This is a genomic window from Variovorax sp. ZS18.2.2 (assembly GCF_024701975.1).
Lineage (GTDB): Bacteria > Pseudomonadota > Gammaproteobacteria > Burkholderiales > Burkholderiaceae_C > Variovorax.
Genome location: NZ_JANLNM010000002.1, coordinates 681,044 through 700,188, shown reverse-complemented (window position 1 = coordinate 700,188; position 19,145 = coordinate 681,044). Strand labels below are relative to the sequence as shown.

20 protein-coding genes are annotated in these 19,145 nt (G+C 67.4%); 12 read left to right on the top strand and 8 right to left on the bottom strand.

All coding sequences use genetic code 11. The features are described from left to right. Positions 1-104 precede the first annotated feature (104 nt). A complete protein-coding gene (locus NU688_RS13720; protein WP_257861182.1) occupies positions 105-1,022 on the top strand; it encodes a LysR family transcriptional regulator in 918 nt (305 codons plus the stop codon). A 193-nt stretch (positions 1,023-1,215) separates the two neighbouring features. On the opposite strand, the gene yghU is transcribed toward NU688_RS13720, so the two are convergent. After that, positions 1,216-2,094 carry a glutathione-dependent disulfide-bond oxidoreductase gene (gene yghU / locus NU688_RS13715; protein ID WP_257861181.1) on the bottom strand — a complete coding sequence of 293 codons (879 nt, stop codon included), beginning with the start codon at positions 2,092-2,094 and terminating at the stop codon, positions 1,216-1,218. A 28-nt stretch (positions 2,095-2,122) separates the two neighbouring features. Between yghU and NU688_RS13710 the strand changes: the two genes are divergently transcribed. After that, on the top strand, positions 2,123-2,755 hold the full coding sequence (locus NU688_RS13710) for a glutathione S-transferase family protein (RefSeq protein WP_257861180.1): 633 nt from the start codon (positions 2,123-2,125) through the stop codon (positions 2,753-2,755). Positions 2,756-2,780: 25 nt separating this feature from the next. On the opposite strand, the gene NU688_RS13705 is transcribed toward NU688_RS13710, so the two are convergent. Then, complete coding sequence (locus tag NU688_RS13705) at positions 2,781-3,959, bottom strand: acetyl-CoA C-acetyltransferase (protein WP_257861214.1); 1,179 nt, start codon at positions 3,957-3,959, stop codon at positions 2,781-2,783. Positions 3,960-4,006: 47 nt separating this feature from the next. Continuing rightward, complete coding sequence (gene phaC, locus NU688_RS13700; protein ID WP_257861212.1) at positions 4,007-5,776, bottom strand: class I poly(R)-hydroxyalkanoic acid synthase; 1,770 nt, start codon at positions 5,774-5,776, stop codon at positions 4,007-4,009. A gap of 113 nt (positions 5,777-5,889) precedes the next feature. On the opposite strand from phaC, the gene NU688_RS13695 reads away from it, so the two are divergent. Further along, positions 5,890-6,213, top strand: coding sequence for a hypothetical protein (locus NU688_RS13695; protein WP_257861211.1), 324 nt, complete (start codon positions 5,890-5,892; stop codon positions 6,211-6,213). Here NU688_RS13695 and pgeF read toward each other — a convergent pair. Genes pgeF through NU688_RS13680 form a run of 3 tightly spaced genes read right to left on the bottom strand, consistent with a single transcriptional unit; the run spans position 6,145 to position 8,519 of the window. Further along, the gene (gene pgeF / locus NU688_RS13690; RefSeq protein ID WP_257861179.1) at positions 6,145-6,939 is read right to left on the bottom strand and encodes a peptidoglycan editing factor PgeF; all 795 of its coding nucleotides are present in this window, start codon (positions 6,937-6,939) and stop codon (positions 6,145-6,147) included. The genes NU688_RS13695 and pgeF overlap by 69 nt on opposite strands. A gap of 2 nt (positions 6,940-6,941) precedes the next feature. After that, on the bottom strand, positions 6,942-7,580 hold the full coding sequence (maiA, locus tag NU688_RS13685) for a maleylacetoacetate isomerase (RefSeq protein WP_257861178.1): 639 nt from the start codon (positions 7,578-7,580) through the stop codon (positions 6,942-6,944). A gap of 30 nt (positions 7,581-7,610) precedes the next feature. Further along, on the bottom strand, positions 7,611-8,519 hold the full coding sequence (locus NU688_RS13680) for a tetratricopeptide repeat protein (RefSeq protein ID WP_257861177.1): 909 nt from the start codon (positions 8,517-8,519) through the stop codon (positions 7,611-7,613). Positions 8,520-8,677: 158 nt separating this feature from the next. On the opposite strand from NU688_RS13680, the gene NU688_RS13675 reads away from it, so the two are divergent. The 5 genes from NU688_RS13675 to NU688_RS13655 all read left to right on the top strand — a co-directional run bounded on the left by NU688_RS13675 (position 8,678) and on the right by NU688_RS13655 (position 11,443). Next, positions 8,678-9,379 (top strand): fumarylacetoacetate hydrolase family protein, encoded by a 702-nt coding sequence (locus tag NU688_RS13675; RefSeq protein WP_176656625.1) that lies wholly within the window; start codon positions 8,678-8,680, stop codon positions 9,377-9,379. Between the two features lie 14 nt (positions 9,380-9,393). Then, the gene (locus NU688_RS13670; protein ID WP_257861176.1) at positions 9,394-9,945 is read left to right on the top strand and encodes an NUDIX hydrolase; all 552 of its coding nucleotides are present in this window, start codon (positions 9,394-9,396) and stop codon (positions 9,943-9,945) included. An 8-nt stretch (positions 9,946-9,953) separates the two neighbouring features. After that, positions 9,954-10,442, top strand: a complete 489-nt coding sequence (locus tag NU688_RS13665) for a CreA family protein (protein WP_257861175.1) — start codon at positions 9,954-9,956, stop codon at positions 10,440-10,442. Positions 10,443-10,567: 125 nt separating this feature from the next. Further along, positions 10,568-11,071, top strand: coding sequence for a murein hydrolase activator EnvC (locus NU688_RS13660; protein ID WP_374684644.1), 504 nt, complete (start codon positions 10,568-10,570; stop codon positions 11,069-11,071). 111 nt (positions 11,072-11,182) lie between these two features. Next, entirely contained in the window at positions 11,183-11,443 is a 261-nt protein-coding gene (locus NU688_RS13655; RefSeq protein WP_257861174.1) for a hypothetical protein, read from the top strand. Here NU688_RS13655 and NU688_RS13650 read toward each other — a convergent pair. Next, positions 11,440-13,068, bottom strand: coding sequence for a phospholipase D family protein (locus tag NU688_RS13650; protein ID WP_257861173.1), 1,629 nt, complete (start codon positions 13,066-13,068; stop codon positions 11,440-11,442). The genes NU688_RS13655 and NU688_RS13650 overlap by 4 nt on opposite strands. A 105-nt stretch (positions 13,069-13,173) precedes the next feature. Then, positions 13,174-13,443, bottom strand: coding sequence for a hypothetical protein (locus NU688_RS13645; protein ID WP_257861172.1), 270 nt, complete (start codon positions 13,441-13,443; stop codon positions 13,174-13,176). 272 nt (positions 13,444-13,715) lie between these two features. On the opposite strand from NU688_RS13645, the gene NU688_RS13640 reads away from it, so the two are divergent. The 4 genes from NU688_RS13640 (at position 13,716) to NU688_RS13625 (ending at position 19,107) form a co-directional block, all read left to right on the top strand. After that, positions 13,716-14,117: a hypothetical protein gene (locus NU688_RS13640; RefSeq protein ID WP_257861171.1), complete on the top strand. Its 402-nt coding sequence runs from the start codon at positions 13,716-13,718 to the stop codon at positions 14,115-14,117. Between the two features lie 37 nt (positions 14,118-14,154). Beyond that, the gene (gene alkB, locus NU688_RS13635; RefSeq protein WP_257861170.1) at positions 14,155-14,802 is read left to right on the top strand and encodes a DNA oxidative demethylase AlkB; all 648 of its coding nucleotides are present in this window, start codon (positions 14,155-14,157) and stop codon (positions 14,800-14,802) included. A gap of 6 nt (positions 14,803-14,808) precedes the next feature. Further along, positions 14,809-16,614: an ABC transporter ATP-binding protein gene (locus NU688_RS13630; protein WP_257861169.1), complete on the top strand. Its 1,806-nt coding sequence runs from the start codon at positions 14,809-14,811 to the stop codon at positions 16,612-16,614. 264 nt (positions 16,615-16,878) lie between these two features. Next, on the top strand, positions 16,879-19,107 hold the full coding sequence (locus NU688_RS13625) for a hypothetical protein (RefSeq protein ID WP_257861168.1): 2,229 nt from the start codon (positions 16,879-16,881) through the stop codon (positions 19,105-19,107). Positions 19,108-19,145 lie beyond the last annotated feature (38 nt).

Genomic DNA, 19,145 nt, shown 5'->3' with positions numbered 1-19,145 from the left:
TCTTTGTCTCCATGGCCGCATGGTCCTTCGCCATGGCACCGCGCGCAATCTGCGATTTCGGAACCCAGGCTTCTGGATTTCCGAAGGCTTGGCTACGATGCGCCATGCTTTTCGACCTGACCGACCTGCGCCTTTTTGTCGCCACCGCCGAACTCGGCAACCTCACGCGGGCGGCGGAGCGGCAGCACCTGTCGCTCGCCGCGGCCAGCGCGCGCATCAAGGCGCTCGAGACGCAGGCCGGGCTGCAACTGCTGCAGCGCGAGGCACGCGGCGTGCGCCTCCTTCCACCGGGAGAAGCCTTTCTTCACCACGCACGCCTGGTGCTGCACCAGACCGAACAGCTGCGCGACGACCTGCTCGAATACGGCGGCGGCCTGCGCGGCCATCTGCGCGTGTTCGCCAACACCACCGCGGTGACTGATTTCCTGCCCGAAATCCTGCCGGGCTTTCTCGCGCAGAACCCGCGCATCAACGTCGACCTTCAGGAAAAACCGAATGCTCAGATCCCGCGCGGCGTGCTCGACGGCCGCGCCGACATCGGCATCGTCGCGGGCCGCGTCGACACGCTGGGGCTGGAGGCGATCCACTTCAGCACTGACCGGCTGGTGCTGGTCACCTCGCGCAAGCACCGCTTCGCCAAGCGCCGGAAGATTTCATTCGCCGAGACGCTGGACGAAGACGCGATCGGCATGCAGCAGGGCAGCACGCTGCAGACCTTTCTCGCGCAGATCACCGACAACCTCGGCAAGCGCCAGAAGCTGCGCATCCAACTCGGCAGCTTCGATGCGATGTGCCGGATGATCGGCAGCGGCGTGGGCATCGGCGTGGTGCCCGAGTCGGCGGCGCGGCGCAACCGGGAGAGCATGCAGCTCGCGCTGATCGACCTCGCCGATGCGTGGTGCGTGCGGGAGCGGTATCTGCTGGTGCGCAACCGGGCGGCGCTGCCGGTCTACGCACAGGCGCTGGTGGACACGCTGTGCCGGCATTACGCGGCGGGCGAAACGGCTTCGGCGAACGCCTGAAAAGCCTTTTTCTTGTGGTATTGCGCCAACTTGCAGGCGGCATCTCAGGCCTGCGATCTCATCCCCATTTTCTGTGCACAACTTTGGGGACAACTCATGTGGAGCCTTGTAAAACGAATTTAACTCGTTGTTTTACAAAGGGATTCCACACTTTGCTTAAAAATCAGGCGGTGAACAAGTCGGGCTGCGGTGCTCAGCCCGCCGCGCCGAGCTTGTCCTGCGTCCGGGTGTCGAAATCGCCGGCGTCGTGGCGCTCGTGCAGCTGGCTCTCGGGCTGGCCCCAGGCGCGATTGACCATGCGGCCGCGCTGCGCCGCGGGGCGTTGCGCGATCTCCTCGTTCCAGCGCAGCACGTTCCTGTATTCGCTCACCTGCAGGAACTCGCCCGATTCGTAGAGCTGCCCCTTGGCGAGCGCGCCGTACCAGGGCCAGACGGCGATGTCGGCAATCGTGTAGTCGTCGCCGGCCAGGTATCGGCTTTCGGACAGCCGGCGGTCGAGCACGTCGAGCTGGCGCTTCACTTCCATCGCGAAACGGTCGATGGCGTATTCGATCTTCGTCGGCGCGTAGGCATAGAAGTGCCCGAACCCGCCGCCCAGGTACGGCGCGCTGCCCATCTGCCAGAACAGCCACGACAGGCATTCGGCGCGCGCCGCCCGCTCGGTCGGAAAGAACGCGTTGCCGAACTTCTCGGCCAGGTACTGCAGGATCGCGCCCGACTCGAACACCCGGATCGGCGTGGCGCCGCTGCGGTCCATGAGCGCGGGTATCTTGGAATTCGGGTTCACCGCCACGAAGCCGCTGCCGAACTGGTCGCCCTCGCTGATGCGGATCAGCCAGGCGTCGTATTCGGCGCCCGCATGGCCCAGCGCCAGCAGTTCTTCGAGCATCACCGTCACTTTCACGCCATTGGGCGTCGCCAGCGAATAGAGTTGCAGCGGGTGCTTGCCCACCGGCAGGTCCTTCTCATGGGTGGCGCCTGCGATGGGGCGGTTGATGTTCGCGAAGCGGCCGCCGCTTTCCTTGTTCCAGGACCAGACGGTGGGCGGCGTGTAGGCGGTCGTGCCATTCATGCAATGAATCCCGGGAGTTGGACAGACGATGATCATTCTCTATGACTGCGCCACCGCGCCGAGTCCGCGCCGCGCGCGCATCCTGCTTGCAGAGAAGGGCATTGCCCACGAGACGGTGCAGGTCGATCTGGTTCGTGGTGAGCAATTGGGCGACGCCTACCGCGCGATCAATCCGCAGTGCACGGTGCCGGCGCTGCACACCGAGGAAGACGGCCTGCTGACCGACAACGCCGCCATCGCGGCCTGGCTGGAAGCGCGCTACCCCGAGCCGCCGCTGCTGGGCCGCACGCCCATCGAAAAGGCGGAGATCGCCAGCTGGAACTGGCGCATCGAGTTCGAGGGTTTGCTGCCGATTGCCGAGGCGCTGCGCAACAGCTCGCCCGCCATGGCCGACCGGGCCCTGCCCGGCCCAATGAACTACGCCCAGATTCCCGAACTCGCGCAGCGCGGGCTGACGCGGGTGCAGCACTTTTTCCAGACGCTGAACGACCGGCTGGCCGGCCGCGAATTCGTCGCCACCGACAGGTTCAGTCAGGCCGACGTCACTGCCGTGGTGGCGGTGGACTTCGCGCGCGTCGTACGGGTCAAGCCCGGCGAACAGCACCCCGAGATCGTGCGCTGGCGCGCGGCGATGGCCGGGCGGCCATCGATGTCGCGCTGAGCGGCAACGACGGCGCCCTTGGCGATCAACGCTCGATGGTGAGCGCGACGCCCATGCCGCCGCCGATGCACAGCGAGGCAATGCCCTTCTTGGCGTTCTGGCGCTGCATTTCGTGCAGCAGCGTCACCAGGATGCGGCAGCCCGACGCGCCGATCGGGTGGCCGATGGCGATCGCGCCGCCGTTCACGTTGACCTTGTTCACGTCCCAGCCCATTTCGCGGTTCACCGCGCAGGCCTGTGCGGCGAAGGCTTCGTTGATCTCGAGCAGGTCGAGGTCGGCCGCCTTCCAGCCGGCGCGCTGCAGCGCCTTGGTCGATGCGGGCACCGGGCCCATGCCCATGATGGCCGGATCGAGGCCGGCGGTGGCGTAGCTGGCGATGCGGCCGAGCGGCTTCAGGCCGAGCGCGGCGGCCTTCTTGGCCGTCATCACCATCACGGCGGCAGCGCCGTCGTTCAGGCCCGAGGCATTGCCCGCGGTCACGCCGCCGGCCTTGTCGAAGGCGGGGCGGAGACCGGCCAGACCTTCGGCGTTGGTCTTGCGGTTGATGAATTCGTCCTGGCTGAAGACGATCGGATCGCCCTTCTTCTGCGGAATGCTCACGCCGACGATCTCGTCCTTGAACTTGCCGGCATCCTGCGCGGCGGCCGCCTTGGTCTGGCTGGCGAGCGCCAGTTCGTCCTGCGCGGCGCGGTCGATGCCGTACTTCTTGGCGACGTTCTCGGCGGTGATGCCCATGTGGTACTGGTTGTAGACGTCCCACAGGCCGTCCACGATCATGGTGTCGACCAGCTTCCAGTCGCCCATGCGCTGGCCGTTGCGCGAGTTGGGCAGCACGTGCGGTGCGGCGCTCATGTTCTCCTGGCCGCCGGCGATGACGATCTCGCTGTCGCCCGTGGCCACGGCCTGCGCGGCCAGCATCACGGCCTTCAGGCCCGAGCCGCACACGGCGTTGATGGTGAGCGCCGGGGTTTCCTTGGCGCCGCCGCTCTTGAGCCACGCTTGGCGCGCGGGGTTCTGGCCGGCACCGGCCGCCAGCACCTGGCCCATGATGGCCTCGCCGACCTGCTCGGCCGTGAGGTTGGCGCGCGCGATCACTTCCTTGATGACCAGGGCCCCCAGCTCGGTGGCAGCAATGCCGGCGAGCGAGCCGCCGAACTTGCCGACCGCAGTGCGTGCAGCCGAAACGATGACGATGTCTTCCATGAGGTTCTCCGTTGAAGTGATGTTGAAGTCGTGGTTGTCAGGTCGGTTCAAGCTCGTGCCTTGACGTAGCGCCCCGGTGCCGGCTCGATGGCCTTGTAAGCCTTGCCGTTGCCGTAGGTCTTGGGGGCGGCAACCTGCTTGCCCGCGTGGCCCTTGAGCCATTGTGCCCAGTCGGTCCACCAGCTGCCGGGATGCTCCTCGGCCCCCGTCAGCCATTCGGCCTGTGTCTTCGGAAACTTGCCGTCGTCGCGGATCCAGTGGCTGCGCTTTTTCTTGGCGGGCGGATTGATCACGCCGGCGATGTGGCCCGAGGCACCCATGACGAAGCGCTTCTTGCCCGGCAGCAGTTGCGTCGACGCATACGCGCCGCCGATGGGCACGATGTGGTCTTCGCGCGAGCCGTAGATGTAGGCCGGGATGTCGATCTTGCCGAGGTCGATCTTCTGGCCGCACACCGTGAGCGCATTGGGCTTGGCGAGCTTGTTCTCGTGATAAGTGTTGCGCAGGTACCAGGCGTAGAACGGACCCGGCAGGTTGGTGGCGTCGCTGTTCCAGTAAAGCAGGTCGAAGGGCGGCGGTGTTTCGCCCTTGAGGTAATTGCCGACCACGTAGTTCCACACGAGGTCGTTGGGGCGCAGGAAGCTGAAGGTGGAAGCCAGGTCGCCGCCGGGCAGCAGGCCGCCCTTGCCCAGCTGCATTTCGCGGTACGCGACCATCGTCTCGTCCACGAAGATGTCGAGGATGCCGGTGTCGCTGAAGTCGAGAAACGTGGTGAGCAGCGTGACCGAGGCGGCCGGCTTTTCGCCGCGCCCCGCGAGCACGGCCAGCGCGGTGCTCAGGATGGTGCCGCCCACGCAGAAGCCGAGCGCATTGATCTGCTTGCTCCCGCTGATGTCCTGCACCGTGTGGATCGCCTGGATCGCGGCGTTCTCGATGTAGTCGTCCCAGGTGGCCTTGGCAAGTGATTCATCGGGGTTGCGCCAGCTCACCACGAACACGCGATGGCCCTGCTCGTTCGCATAGCGGATCAGCGAGTTCTCGGGCTGCAGGTCGAGGATGTAGAACTTGTTGATGCACGGCGGCACCAGCAGGAAGGGCCGCTCGTACACCTTGGCGGTGAGCGGCTTGTATTCGAGCAGCTGGAAGAACTCGTTCTCGAACACCACCGCGCCCTCGGTGGTCGCCACGTTGCGCCCCACTTCGAAGGCGCTCTCGTCGGTCATGCTCAGGTGCCCTTGCTTCACGTCGTTGAGCAGGTTCTGGATGCCCTTGGCGATGCTCTCGCCCTGCGAGTCGATGGCCTTCTTCTGGGCCTCGGCATTGAAGGCCAGCGAGTTGCTGGGAGAAGAAGCGGCCATCCATTGCTCGACCGCGAAGCGCAGGCGCGCCTTGGTCTTTTCGTCGGCATCGATGGCCTCGGCCATGTTCAGCATCGTACGGCCGTTGAGCAGGTACACGGCCGCCGAGAAGGCTGCGAGCGGGTTGCTGCCCCATGCATCGGAGGCGAAGCGCTTGTCGCCTTCGGGCTTCGCCTGGAAACCCTGGCCCCAGAGCGCGGTGGCTTCCGCGACGTACTGCTGCTGGATGGACTGGAGCTTCTGGGGGTCGATGGCGATCTTCGGCAGATCGGGCATCTTTGCACCCCCCGGCATCTGCGGCATTTGCGGCATCTGCCACAGGGGACTGCCGCCGACATCGAAGGCCGAGGCCCCCTTCGCGGCGGACTGCTGGAACGATGCCAGCGCCTGGGTCCATCCCTCTGAAAGTGCCTGCTGAAAGGGCGCGAATGCATCCGCCCCCGTCGCTTGTTGCTTCATCATGTCTCCTGGTCCTCGCCTGAGTCGAATCCGGATGGGTGCGTGTTTTGAGTATCCTGCATTCGCACGGCACCGACAACGCCGCTCTTTCCTCTTACCGACTGAAACCTCTCGTGTTCATTCATCTGGTCGTGATCGGCTGGCTCTACGTCGTCGTGATGATGGCGGTGGCCGAGGCCACCAACACCACGGGTACCGTGCTGGGTGCCATCTTCACATTTCTTTTGTACGGATTGGCGCCCGTGGCACTGGTGGTTTACCTGATGGGAACGCCGGGGCGGCGCCGCGCGATCAAGCAGCGCGAGGCCGAAGCGCAGGAAGCGGCACGCCGCGCCGCCGCGGAAGCAGCGACAAAAGAACCGGAAGACTCAGGCCTTCCAGACCAGCGCGGCGAAGCGCCCGCTGACGCCGTCCCGCCGGTGCGAAAAGAAACGTGACGGATTGCTGACAGTGCACCACTCATCGCCACCGTCATTGCCATACACCGCATCGACACCCGCGGCCCGCAGCCGCTGACGCGCAAGGGCGGGCAGGTCCGCCAGCCATTTGCCGGGTGCGCCCGCAGGCTTGAAACAGTTTGCAGCTTCGGGCGCATGTGCCTCGAAAGCCGCTTTCACCTCTGCACCGACTTCGAAGGCCTTCGGACCGATACACGGGCCGAGCCATGCGATGACCGTGCTGGCGCCATGCGCGGGTCCCGCCTGCGGCTCGGACGCGAAGCAGCGGGCCGCCTCCTCGAGCACGCCGCCGGCAAGACCGCGCCAGCCCGCGTGCGCGGCAGCCACCCTTTGGCCCGATTCGTCGGTGAAGAGCACGGGCAAGCAGTCCGCAACCATGATGGTGCAGGCCAGCCCGACCGCCGTGGCATTGCAGGCATCGGCCACCACGGCATCGCGCACGAGCGCCGATTCGGCATCGAGCGTCACGACGCCCGTGCCGTGCACCTGCTGCAGGAAGACCGGCCGCGCGGCAATCGCTTGCCCGAGACGACGGCGGTTCTCTGCGACATCGGCCGCCAGGTCACCCACGTGATCGCCGAGGTTCAGGCTCTCGTAGCGGCCGTGCGAAACGCCGCCATCGCGCGTGGTGCACACGGCCCGCACGTTCGACGGTGCGGGCCAGTCCGGCACGAGCCAGCGCGGATCGATGACGGCGGCGTTCAATCTCAGGCTTCCGCGTCGGGTGCTTGCGAAGGCTGCGCGCGCTGGAAGGCCTCCAGCTGCATGCAGGCGTCGAAGGCGGCCATGCTGCGCGGCAGGCCGCTGAAGTCGCAGTCGAAGCGGCGGCCGTTGAAGACCTGCGGCACCAGGCAGCAATCGGCCAGCGTCGGTGTGTTGCCGTAGCAGAAAGTGCTGCCCGGATGCAGCGCGAGCTGGCGCTCGAAGGCCTCCATGCCGTCGCGCACCCAGTGGCGGTACCAGGCGTTCTTGGCTTCGTCGTCGAGCTTCAGGTTCTTCACGAGGTACTTGAGCACGCGCAGGTTGTTGAGCGGATGGATCTCGCAGGCGATCGATTGCGCCAGCGCGCGCACGTGGGCACGGCCTACCGGGTCGCTCGGCAGCAGCGGCGGCTCGGGGTGCGTCTCGTCGAGGTATTCGATGATGGCCATCGATTGCGAGAAGCGCTCGCCTTCGTCTTCGAGCAACGGCACGAGCTTGTCGGCCGAGATGGTGGCGTACGGACCGGTGCGGTGATCGCCGCGCGCGATGTGCACGGGAACGTACTCGTAGTCGAGGCCCTTCAGGCTGAGGGCAATGCGCACGCGGAACGAGGAGGAGGAGCGGAAATAGTTATGCAGCTTCATGATTTTCCAAGGATAGCGCTCACCGGGACGCTATGAACGCGGGGTGGCCTGCAGCACGCAACGCAAGTCGCGCAGCCCGGCCTTCGGTGTGAGTTGGTGCCATTCGTCCAGGATGCGGCGCACGTCCGCCTCCTCGCGCGCGGCAATGCCGACGTGCCACGGCCCGAAGGCCTCGGGCGGCTCGCCGGGCGCATGGTTGTGCTGGCCGTCGGGCCGGCCTTCGGAGCAGGCCTTGCAGAGCACCTGGATGCTGGTGGTCCAGTTCTCGGCGGCGGAACCGGCGGCTTCGAAGCGCTGGATGAGCGCGCCGATGTCCTCTTCTTTCGCATCGTCGATCGAGACCTCGTAGGTCGAATAGTCCGAGGGTGCGATGAGTTCCAGCGCATCGAACACCGGCACATCTCGCTCGCCACGCTTGCGATAGCCGTTGGCCGCGCCGTCGTGCAGCACCAGGTCGCCGTAGCGGTGGCCACAGGCGGGCGTGGGCACGTTGCGCAGGATGGCGCGCGCCGGGTCGATGCGGTCCGACCAGACGATGTCGCTGGCCTCGTCGCCATGCACGCGGATCGGCGTGAGGCCGATGAAGAAATCGACCGGCCCGTCGCCATCGGGGACCCGGATGCCGTACTGCTGCCAGGCGCGTCGCGCCGTCGCCCAGTCGCCGAGCGCGGTGGCGGCGATGCCCAGGTTCCACAGCGCGCCCTGGTTGTCCGACTTGCATTGCACGGCCCGCGCGTTCGCCTGCAGCGATGCGGCCCATTCGCCGCGGTACTTGTGGATGAGGCCGGTGTTGTACCAGGGCACCGACCAGCCGGGATGGATGGCGCTCGCCTGGGCGTAGGCCTCCAGGGCGCCGTCCTGGTCGCCCTCCTCGTTGCGCCGGCGGCCGAGTTCGTTGAAGGCAGTGGCTTTGCCGGCTTTGCCGATTCGGATGGGCATGGTGTGGCGGAGAAAATCGGGGAAACAGCGCAAGGGAAACGCAGGGCGCCTATTGTGAGCCGCCCGAAAATCCCCGGTCCGGCGCTCCGGCAACCGCGCCCTGCCTCTGGCACACTGCCGGTCTCCCCTCCCGTTTCGCTGAAAAAGGACACCTCGCAATGGCTTCCGAGTTTGTTTTCGCCCCGCCCGCCACCGTTTCGGTTCCGGTGGCCGGACAGCCCGCCCGCTTTCCGGTGCACCGCATCTACTGCGTGGGCCGCAACTACGAAGATCACGCCAAGGAAATGGGGTTCACCGGCCGCGAACCGCCCTTCTTCTTCATGAAGCCCACCGACGCGCTGGTGGTGGTCGACGAAGGCCAGACCGGCACCATGGCCTACCCCTCGCTCACCAAGAACCTGCACCACGAGATCGAACTCGTCGTCGCCATCGGCACGGGCGGAAAGAACATCTTGGCCGCCGATGCGCACAAGCACATCTACGGCTACGCGGTCGGCCTGGACATGACGCGCCGCGACCTGCAGGGCGAGATGAAGAAGCAGGGCCGCCCCTGGGACATCGGCAAGGGCTTCGAGCAGAGCGCGCCCATCGGCCCGATCGTGCCGGTGGCTGCGGCCGGCGATGCCGAGAACGCCGAGATCTCGCTGCAGGTGAACGGCACCGACCGCCAGCGCAGCACCGTGAGCAAGCTGATCTGGAACGTGGCCGAAACCATCGAGCACCTGTCGGCTGCCTGGGAGTTGCAACCCGGCGACCTGATCTACAGCGGCACGCCCGAAGGCGTGGCGGCCGTGGTCTCGGGCGACACGCTCGTGGGCAAGGTCGCCGGCCTGCCGACCCTAACTGTCAAGATCGCCTGAAGACGGCACCGCCCATGCTCCTGCGCGTCCCCATCAAGCACTGCAAGAACTGCGGCACCGCGGTGGTCTACCGCATCCCGGACGACGGCGACACCAAGCCGCGCGCCGTCTGCCCGGCCTGCCACACGATCCACTACGAGAACCCGCTGAACGTGGTGGGCACCATCCCGGTCCTGGGCGACAAGGTGCTGCTGTGCAAGCGCAACATCGAGCCGCGCTGGGGCAAGTGGACGCTGCCCGCGGGCTTCATGGAACTCGAGGAAACGACCGCCCAAGGGGCAGCCCGCGAGACCGACGAAGAGGCCGGTGCGAACTTCGAGATGCAGGGCCTGTTCTCGGTGATCAGCGTGGTACGCGTGGGGCAGGTGCACCTGTTCTATCGCGCCCGGCTGCTGGACGACAAGTTCGATCCCGGCCACGAGACCATCGAAGCGAAGCTCTTCACCGAGGAAGAGATTCCCTGGGACGAGATCGCCTTTCGCACCGTGCGCGAAACCCTGGAGCACTTCTTCGAAGACCGCCGCCGCGGCAGCTTCGACCGCGTGCACGAACTCAGCATCGTTTGACGAACCTCATGAACAAGACACTCCGCGCCACCCTTCTCTGCAGCGCCAGCCTCGGTTTTGCGCTGGCGGCTTCTGCGGCCAAGGCGGAGACAGTGGGCGAAGTCGACACCGCCTTCAAGCTCATCGGCCCCGACCACAAGATCGTGATCGAGGCCTACGACGACCCCAAGGTCAACGGCGTGACCTGCTATGTCTCGCGCGCCAAGACCGGCGGCATTGCCGGCGCCTTCGGCGTGGCCGAGGACAAGGCCGAAGCCTCCATCGCCTGCCGCCAGGTCGGGCCGGTCAGCATCACGCAGCCGCTGCCCAAGCGCGAGGAGGTGTACAGCGAGCGGCTCTCGGTGCTCTTCAAGCGCCTGCGCGTGGTGCGCATGGTCGATGCCAAGCGCAACACGCTGGTCTACCTCACCTACTCGGACTTGCTGATCGACGGCTCGCCGAAGAACAGCGTGACCGCGGTGCCCATCGATCGCGGCACGCCGATCCCGCTGAAGTAACGATAGCCCTTCGCGCATTCCGCTCTTCCGGAAGGTGCGCACGAGTTTGCTAGCATCGTCCGCATGGCGCGCCCGGCGTGCCAGACCGCAGGAACCCTCCGCAACGAACCCGTTCCAACAGCGCCATGCAAATCCAGACTTTTCTTTTCCGCACCGGTGCCGCAGCACTGATTGCCGCCGCCCTCGCCGCCTGCGACACCACGCCCCTGACGCCGGCACGGCCCGGCCAAACCGTCACGCCGCCCCCGGCGAAACAGGCGCTCTTCATCCGTCCCGCGAGCGGCACCACCATCGCCCGCTTCGACGGCGTGCGCAACAAGGGGCTGGACATCGCGGGCAACCTCGGCGACCCGATCGTCGCGTCGGCCGATGGCCGCGTGGTGTACGTGGGCAGCGAACTGCGCTCCTACGGCAACATGGTCATCGTCAAGCACAACGAGACCTTCCTCACCGCCTACGCGCACGCACAGACCATCCTCGTGAAGGAAAACGCGGTCGTGCGCCAGGGCGAGAAGATCGCCGAGATGGGCCGCAGCGACGCCGATCGCGTGAAGCTGCATTTCGAGATCCGCAAGAACGGCACCGCCGTCGACCCCGAGCCCTACCTCAACGGCCGCCTGCAGCAGTAACGCCCCGGCGTTCATCATCTCTTCAGGTTGCCCGTCCGGTACGGGACTAAGCTCCTCGCCACCGGGACAGGGCGCGTCTTGCCGTCCGTCCCCTCGACATGGAGAACAAACTTGCGCCTGAGCCTGATTCTTTGGGGCGGTCTTCTGGCCTTGTGCCTCGCGGGTTGTGAAACGACCCGCCACAGCCGCGATCGCGACTACGACTACTACGGCCGTCCGCCGCCGCAACCCTACTACTACGAGCCCGAAGAGCCGCGCGAGAGTCCGAGGCTGAGCGACATGCAAAAGCGTGCCCTGGACAACTGCATCGTGCTGCCCACCCGCCACGACCGCGCCCGCTGCCGCGCGACGGTCATGTCGACCGTCCGCTAAAGCAGGCTCTCGGGCACCAGCGGTGCCAGCAGCTCCAGCTTCCAGCGCGACCAGAAATGCGTTTCGGGCTCCGTGTGCAGGATGGTGTCGGCCGCATCCCCCGACGCCGGGCTCACCCACTCGATGCCGCCCTTCGGTCCCAGTTGCAGTTGGTAAGCACCATCGAGCCGGATGAACCCGATCAGGCTGGTGAGCTGCTGCGCGATCTGCGGGCTGAAGATGAAGATGCCGATCTCCGTGTTGTGCAGCTCCGAGCGCGGATCGAAATTCATCGAGCCGATGAACACCGTCTTGCGATCGATCACCGCCGACTTGCCGTGCAGCCGCCCGCTCGCCGAGCCGTACATGCCGAAGCGCCTGGTCTCCTCCACCCGCTTGGGGCTGAGCTCGTAGAGCTCCACGCCCAGCCGCAGCATCTGGGCGCGGTAGCGCCGGTAGCCGATGTGCACCAGCGATTCGTCGGTGGCCGCCAGCGAGTTGGTCACGATGCTGTAGCTCACGCCGTTGCCGCGGATGATGCGGATCGACTCCATGCCACCGCGCCCGGGAATCAGGTAGGGCGTGGTCTGCATGATCTCGCTCTGCGCGCCGCGCAGATACCGCCGCACGTTGTAGAGCACGCTCTCGCTCGCCTCGTCGGCCGGCAGGCCGCGCGCCTCGGGCGTGGGCGCGAGGGCCTTGGCCGGCGGATCGGCATACGCCTCGGCGCGGGCCCACACCAGCTTCAGCGTGCCCGCGTCCAGGTCCTTGGCCAGCGGGTTGTTGCCCAGCAGGTCGGTGGAGTCGGGCTCCTCGGGATGCAGCGTCTCGGGCCCGCTGGTGAGCCGGTCGAAAAGCGCGCGCAGTTCCTTCGGCGATTCGCTGCCCCTGGGCACCAGCGATTCGATGGGGTACACGTAGGGACTGTTCCAGTACATGTCGAACAGCGACGACAGCCGGGGCACCACCGCGCCGGCCACCAGCGTGTCGATGTCGATGAAGTTCGAGCCCCCGTCGCGCAGGAAATACTCGTTGGCGATGTTGCGCCCGCCCATGACCGCCATCGTGTCGTCCACCACGTAGAGCTTGTTGTGCATGCGGCGGTGCACGCGGTCGAAGTCGAACAGCGATGCGGCCCAGCGCGTGCCGAAGCGGTCGCGCCCCGCCGGGAACGGATTGAAGAGGCGTACCTCGACGTTCGGATGCGAGGCGAAGCTGGTGAAGAGCGGGTCGGCGCCCGCGGTGTAGAGGTCGTCCACCAAGAGACGCACGCGCACGCCGCGGTCCGCCGCATCGCGCAGGGCGCGCAGCAGGTAGCGGCCGGTCTCGTCGTTCTGCACGAGGTAGTACTGCACGTCGATGGAGCGCTGCGCGCGGCGCGCGAGTTCGATGCGCGCATGCAGCGAGAACTGCGGCATCGGCAGCAGGCGGAATCCGCTCAGCGGCTCGCCGGGCGGAGTGGCCGCTTCAACGAGGCGGCCGAGCACGGTGTCCGCGCCGTCGGCGATGGCCGACGAGGGCTTGCGCTGCACATCGGTGGGCAGGCCCGCACAACCGGCCATGCAGAGTGCGGCGACGCCAACGATCAGCCACGCCAACCACCGGGCGCACGGTTTTTCTTCAGCCCGATCAGGGATGTGGGACATGGAAGCGAGAGAGGTGGGGTAAGCGCACGAAGCGGAATGCAGGACATCCGCGGCTCGCGGTTTCTACCATGAGCGCGGAGCCGTCGCGCCCTTCGCGTTCGTTGCTCAGGCATCGCCGGGAACGGTGGTGCCGGAGACGTCGGACCCCTGGCTGCGCTGCGGCACCCATTGCCGCACGAAGTGATCCGCCCGCAGCGTCGCACGTTGCACGGCCGCCTCCCACGACAGCTGCTGGGTGATCACCAGCGCGCACCGCGCAATGCCCTGGTGGCTCAGTTCCGCGAGTCCGGCATAGGTGCCGCGCGGCGTGCGGGCGAGTTCCATCCAGCATGCCCAGCCTTCAGGCACGCGGATGTCGAGGCGTACGGTGTCCATTGATGGGGTTCGACCTTAGGCGTTTGCCCTAGGGCTTCAATAAGTGAAACCCTTGGTACTCATTCACCTCTTCATGGGATGCGGCCATGTAAAGGCGCGTGCAGGCGCGGGGCCGCGTCGACTGATTGCGATGCCCGAGCGTTGAGGAGGCATTCGCGCAAACGCCGGCAGCTTCGACCTGACGTGCGCGCGGGGCGACCGGCTACATTCAGTTCAAGGCAGACCTCTCACACTGCACAGACACACGGCAATCACAGAACAGGCCACTCCTCATGAAAAAACTCGCTCTCATGGCCCTCCTCGGCCTCATGAACGCCGCCCCCGCCTTTGCCCAGGGCGACTACGTCTATGAAAACGACCGCCGCTACTGCGCCAGCGGCCGTTCGGGCATGGACTTCAACTCCTGCATGTGGCGCCTTCGGAACGACCGCGAGCGCGAAGACCGCCGCGACTACGAGCGACGTGAATACGAGCAGCGCCGCGAATACGAGCGCCGCCAGCGCTGGCAGGAGCCCGCACCTGTCTACGTGCCCGAGTACCAGCGGCAGCCCCAGTACCAGCAGGAACGCCCGAAGCTCAGCGACATGCAGCAGCGCGCGCTGGACAACTGCAACCTGCTGGCGCCCCGCGACCAGCCGCGCTGCCGTGCCACGGTGATGTCGACGGTTCGCTAGGCGTTTTCTCGCCGGCTCGCGCGGGCCGGCCTGCCGCATGACGCTCGATCTGTTCGACGATCCACCCCGCGAAGCGCGCGAGCCCATAGGTCCTGGCGCCTTCGTCCTCCCCGGTTTCGCCCTGCCCTTTGCCGACGTATTGCTCTCGGCGGTCAAGGCGGTTGCGCAAGACGCGCCCTTCCGCCATCTCGTCACCCCCGGCGGGTTCACCATGTCCGTCGCGCTCACCAACTGCGGCGCGCTGGGCTGGACCAGCGACCGCCGCGGCTACCGCTACAGCCCCACCGACCCCGACACCGGCAAGCCGTGGCCCGCCATGCCCGAACCGTTCGCGCGCCTGGCCCGCGAGGCCGCATCGGCTGCCGGTTTTGACGGTTTCGCGCCCGATGCCTGCCTCGTCAACCGCTACGAACCCGGCGCGCGCCTCTCGCTGCACCAGGACAAGGACGAGCATGACTACGGCGCGCCCATCGTCTCGGTCTCGCTTGGCATGCCCGCGGTGTTCCTGTTCGGCGGGCACGAGCGCGGCGACAAGGCCGCGCGCATGGCTCTGAAGCACGGCGACGTCGTGGTCTGGGGCGGCGAAGACCGGCTGCGCTACCACGGCGTGCTGCCGCTGAAAGACCAGCCGCATCCGGCGCTGGGCAGCCTGCGCATCAACCTCACGTTCCGCAAGGCGGGCTGACCACGCATGCAGAAGACGACCGAGACGAACGACCCCGGCAACGCGATCCGCGCGCTCTATGCCGCGCTGTGGCACTTCGCGGCCGGCGCGCGCGGGCAATTGCTCAGCGCCACTGCCTTGCTGGCCTCCTCGCAACTGATCCGCCTGACGCTTCCCTACCTCGCCGGCCAAGCCATCAACGCGCTGCAGCGCAGCGACTTCAGCGGCGCGGGCCGCTGGATCGGCATGCTGGCCGCGGTGTATGTCGGCGCCTGGGCACTGCACGGGCCGGGCCGCATCCTCGAGCGCAACGTCGGCCTGAAGGTGCGCGAGCGGCTGGCCGACGAGCTCTACGCGCGCATCGCCGCCGCACCGCTGGCCTGGCACGACGGCCATCACTCGGGCGAACTGCAGCACCGTGTGCACCAGGCCAGCCGCGCACTGGCGGACTTCGCGCAGAACCAGTTCATCTGGCTCACCAACGCGGTCAACTTCGTCGGCCCGCTGGTGGCGCTCGCGCTGCTGTCGCGCACCAGCGGCGTGACGGCCCTTGCGGGCTATGTGCTGATCGGCCTCGTGATCGTTCGCATCGACCGTGCGCTGATGAAGCTCGCGCGCGCCGAGAACGATGCCGACCGGCGCTACGTGTCCGCGCTGCTCGACTTTCTCGGCAATGCATCGACGGTGATCGGCCTGCGGCTGCAGGGTGCATCGCGCCTGTTGCTGCGCCGTCGCATGGCGGCCATTTCGCTGCCGCTCAAGCGCACCGTGGTGCTGAACGAGGGCAAGTGGTTCGCGGTCGATTTGATGGGGCTGGCGCTGACCTGGGGGCTGGTCGTCATCTACGTGTGGCAGGCACGCACGCCGGGGCAGGCGGTGATGCTGGGCGCGGTGTTCATGATCTACCAGTACGCGCAGCAGGCCGCCGGCGTGGTGACTTCGGTGGCGGCCAACTTCAGCTTCTTCGCGCGCATGCACACCGACTACACGAGCGCCGAGCCGATCTGGCAGGCGCCCTCGGGTGATGTGTTCGCCACCGCGCCGGAGCAGGTGCCCGAGCGCGAGCGCATCGATGCCGGGGCGACGTGGGTGCAGCTCGGCGTCGATGCGCTGCAGTGGAAGTACGCGCCGCGCGGCGAACCCATCACGGATGCAACCGAGCCACCGCGCAGCGGACTGCACGACGTTGCGCTGACCCTGCGCCGCGGCCAGCGCGTGGCCCTCGTCGGCCCGAGCGGCGGTGGCAAGAGCACGCTGCTGCGCGTGCTCGCCGGCCTCTACGCGCCGCACGCCGGCACACTCACGCTCGACGGCCAGCCGGTCGACTGGCCGCAACTGCGCCGCCTCGCCACGCTGATTCCGCAAGAGACCGAGCTCTTCGAAGCCAGCGTGCGCGAGAACCTCGCCTTTGGCCAGCCCGCGGACGATGCGCGCCTGCTCGCTGCGTTGCACACCAGCACCTTCGACGAAGTGCTGAAGGCGAACCATGGCGACCTCGACACGGCCGTGTCGGAGCGCGGATTCAATCTCTCGGGCGGACAGCGCCAGCGCCTCTGCCTCGCGCGCGGCGTGCTCGCGGCGGAAGGGAGCTCGCTGCTGCTGCTCGACGAGCCGACCAGCGCGCTCGACGCCAGCACTGAAGCGCGTGTGCTCGAGCGCATCGCCAATGCATTCCCCAACGCCTGCGTGATCGCGTCGATCCACCGCCTGAGCCTGCTGGACCGCTTCGATACCGTGCTGCTGATGGAAGCCGGCCGCGTGCTCGACCATGGCCCGCGCGACGAAGTGCTGGCACGTCAGCCGCTGCTGCAGCGCATGACCACGCCGGCCTGACAAGCGCCCCCTGCATCTGCCCCGGTTCATCGCTGGTGCGGTCGCGAAACCCGGAGGTTCTTTCCAGAGATCGAGAGACGTCCGGCATCCGACTGTCGGCGCAGGACGACACGGGTGTGCGCGGTGTGTCCTCAAGACGGCGCCGCGCGATCCTCTACGGTGGGTTCTTTTCCATCTGAAATCGACAACCCATGGAGAGCCGCCCATGACCATCACCGACAAGACGTCCGAACCGGGCGAACACAAGAAGGTCGCCGTTTCCTGATGCGTGCAGTGCCGCCAACAACGACGACGGTGCCGGCGCCGCACCGCTGGCAATTCATCCGTGTCGGGGGCGCTGACCAAGTCATCTTCCGCACGGGCGAAGACATCGCCCGCCTCGGCGAACTGGACCAGAAGCTGTGGGTCGCCCTCGCCTGCCCGACGCGCGGCATCGACTTCGATGCGCGAACGCTGGACCTGATCGATGCCGATGGCGACGGCCGCGTGCGTCCGCCCGAAGTGGTCGCGGCGTGCGAATGGGTGTGCGCGCGGCTGCGCAACCCCGACGTGCTGCTGCAGGGCAGCGACGTGCTGGCGCTGGACGACCTCGATGCCGGCAATGCCGATGGCGCGCGCCTGATCGATGAGGCACGCCGCCTGCTGCAGATCCAGGGCAAGCCCGATGCGGCCACGCTCACGCTGGCGGACATCGCCGATCGCGGCGAGTTGCTGTCCGCGATGCGCTTCAACGGCGACGGCGTGATCACACCCGAAACGGCGCACGACGATGCCCTGCGCGCGACGGTCTCCGAGATCATGCGCACCCACGGCAGCGTGCCCGACCGGCACAAGGAAACACCGGGCGTCGACCGGGCCCGCATCGAAGCCTTCTTCGCCGAAGTGCAAGCCGCGCGCGACTGGCATGCCAAGGCGGACGCGAACGACACAACGCTGATGCCGCTCGGCGAGCCCACGCTGGCCGCCGCCGATGCCACGCGCAAGGTGCAGGCCAAGCTCGACGACTACTTCGCGCGCTGCCGCGTCGCCGCCTTCGACGCGCAGGCCATGACGGCACTGAACCCCTCGCCCGAAGCCTATGACGCGCTGGGTGCGAACAGGCTCGACCTGAGCGCCGACCCGATTGCCGACCTGCCGCTCGCGCCCGTCACGCCGCGCTGTGTGCTGCCGCTGCACGGCAACCGCATCAACCCCGCGTGGACCGAAGACATCGCCGCGTTCGCCGACCGCGCCGTCACGCCGCTGCTGGGCGCGCGCGACGAGCTCGCGGAAACGGAATGGCAGGCCATCAAGCAACAACTCGCGCCGCTGCAATCGCTGATGGCCGAGCGGCCCGACAACGCCGCGGCCGCGCTTCCGCTCGCGCAACTCGACGCCTTCCTGCAGACCCGGCACGCCCTGCTCGCGCTCCTTCACGACGACGAAGCCGCCGAGACGCACAACAACCTGCTCGTCGACCTGGAAAAGCTGATCCGGCTGCAGCGCGACCTGGTGGTGCTGCTCAACAACTTCGTGTCGTTCAAGGCCTTCTACCGGCGCGAAGGCGCGATCTTCCAGGCCGGCACGCTCTACCTGGACGGCCGCAGCTGCGAGCTCACGGTGCAGGTGCAGGACACGGCCAGGCACGCCGTGCTGGCGGGCCTCGCGAAGACCTGCCTCGCGTACTGCGACTGCACGCGCCAGGGCCAGAAGATGAGCATCGTCGCGGCGTTCACCGCGGGCGACATCGACTTCCTGTTCGTCGGCCGCAACGGCGTCTTCTACGACCGCCAGGGCCGCGACTGGGACGCCACCATCACCAAGCTGATCGAGAACCCGACCAGCGTGGCGCAGGCCTTCTTCGCGCCCTACAAGAAGTTCGTGCGGGTGATCGAGGAGCAGGTCGCCAAGCGCGCGGCCGCCAGCGAGGCGGCGGGCCAGGGCACGCTGACGGGCCTTGCCACCAAGCTCACGACCGCCGACCAGGCTGCGGGCGATGCCAAGACGCCCGCCGCAGCGCCGCGCACCGCTGGTCGCGTGGACGTCGGCACCGTGGCCGCCATCGGCGTCGCGCTCGGGAGCATCAGCGCGGTGCTGGTCGCGATCTTCGGCAAGTTCGTCGACCTCGGGCAGTGGATACCGGTGGCGCTGATCGGCATCGTGGCGGCGATCTCGGGGCCGAGCATGCTGATCGCCTGGCTCAAACTGCGGCAGCGCAGCCTGGGTCCGATCCTCGATGCCAGTGGCTGGGCCATCAACGGACGCATGAAGGTCAATGTGCGGCTGGGCGGCATGCTCTCGCAGACCGCGCATGTGCCTCCGGGCGCGCGGCGGGTGGCGCGCGACCCGTACCGCGAGCGGCACGGAACAACCGGGGTCGCCGCAGCGGTGGTGCTGGCACTGGCGCTCGTTGTGCTGGCCTGGCGCATGGACTGGCTGGACCACCGGCTGCCCGCCGCGCTGCAGCATTCGCCGACCGCTGCTGCTGCGGCGGCGCCTGCGCCCTCCTCGTAGCGCGCGGGTAGCTTGAAAACGCCCAGGGGCGCCGCCAT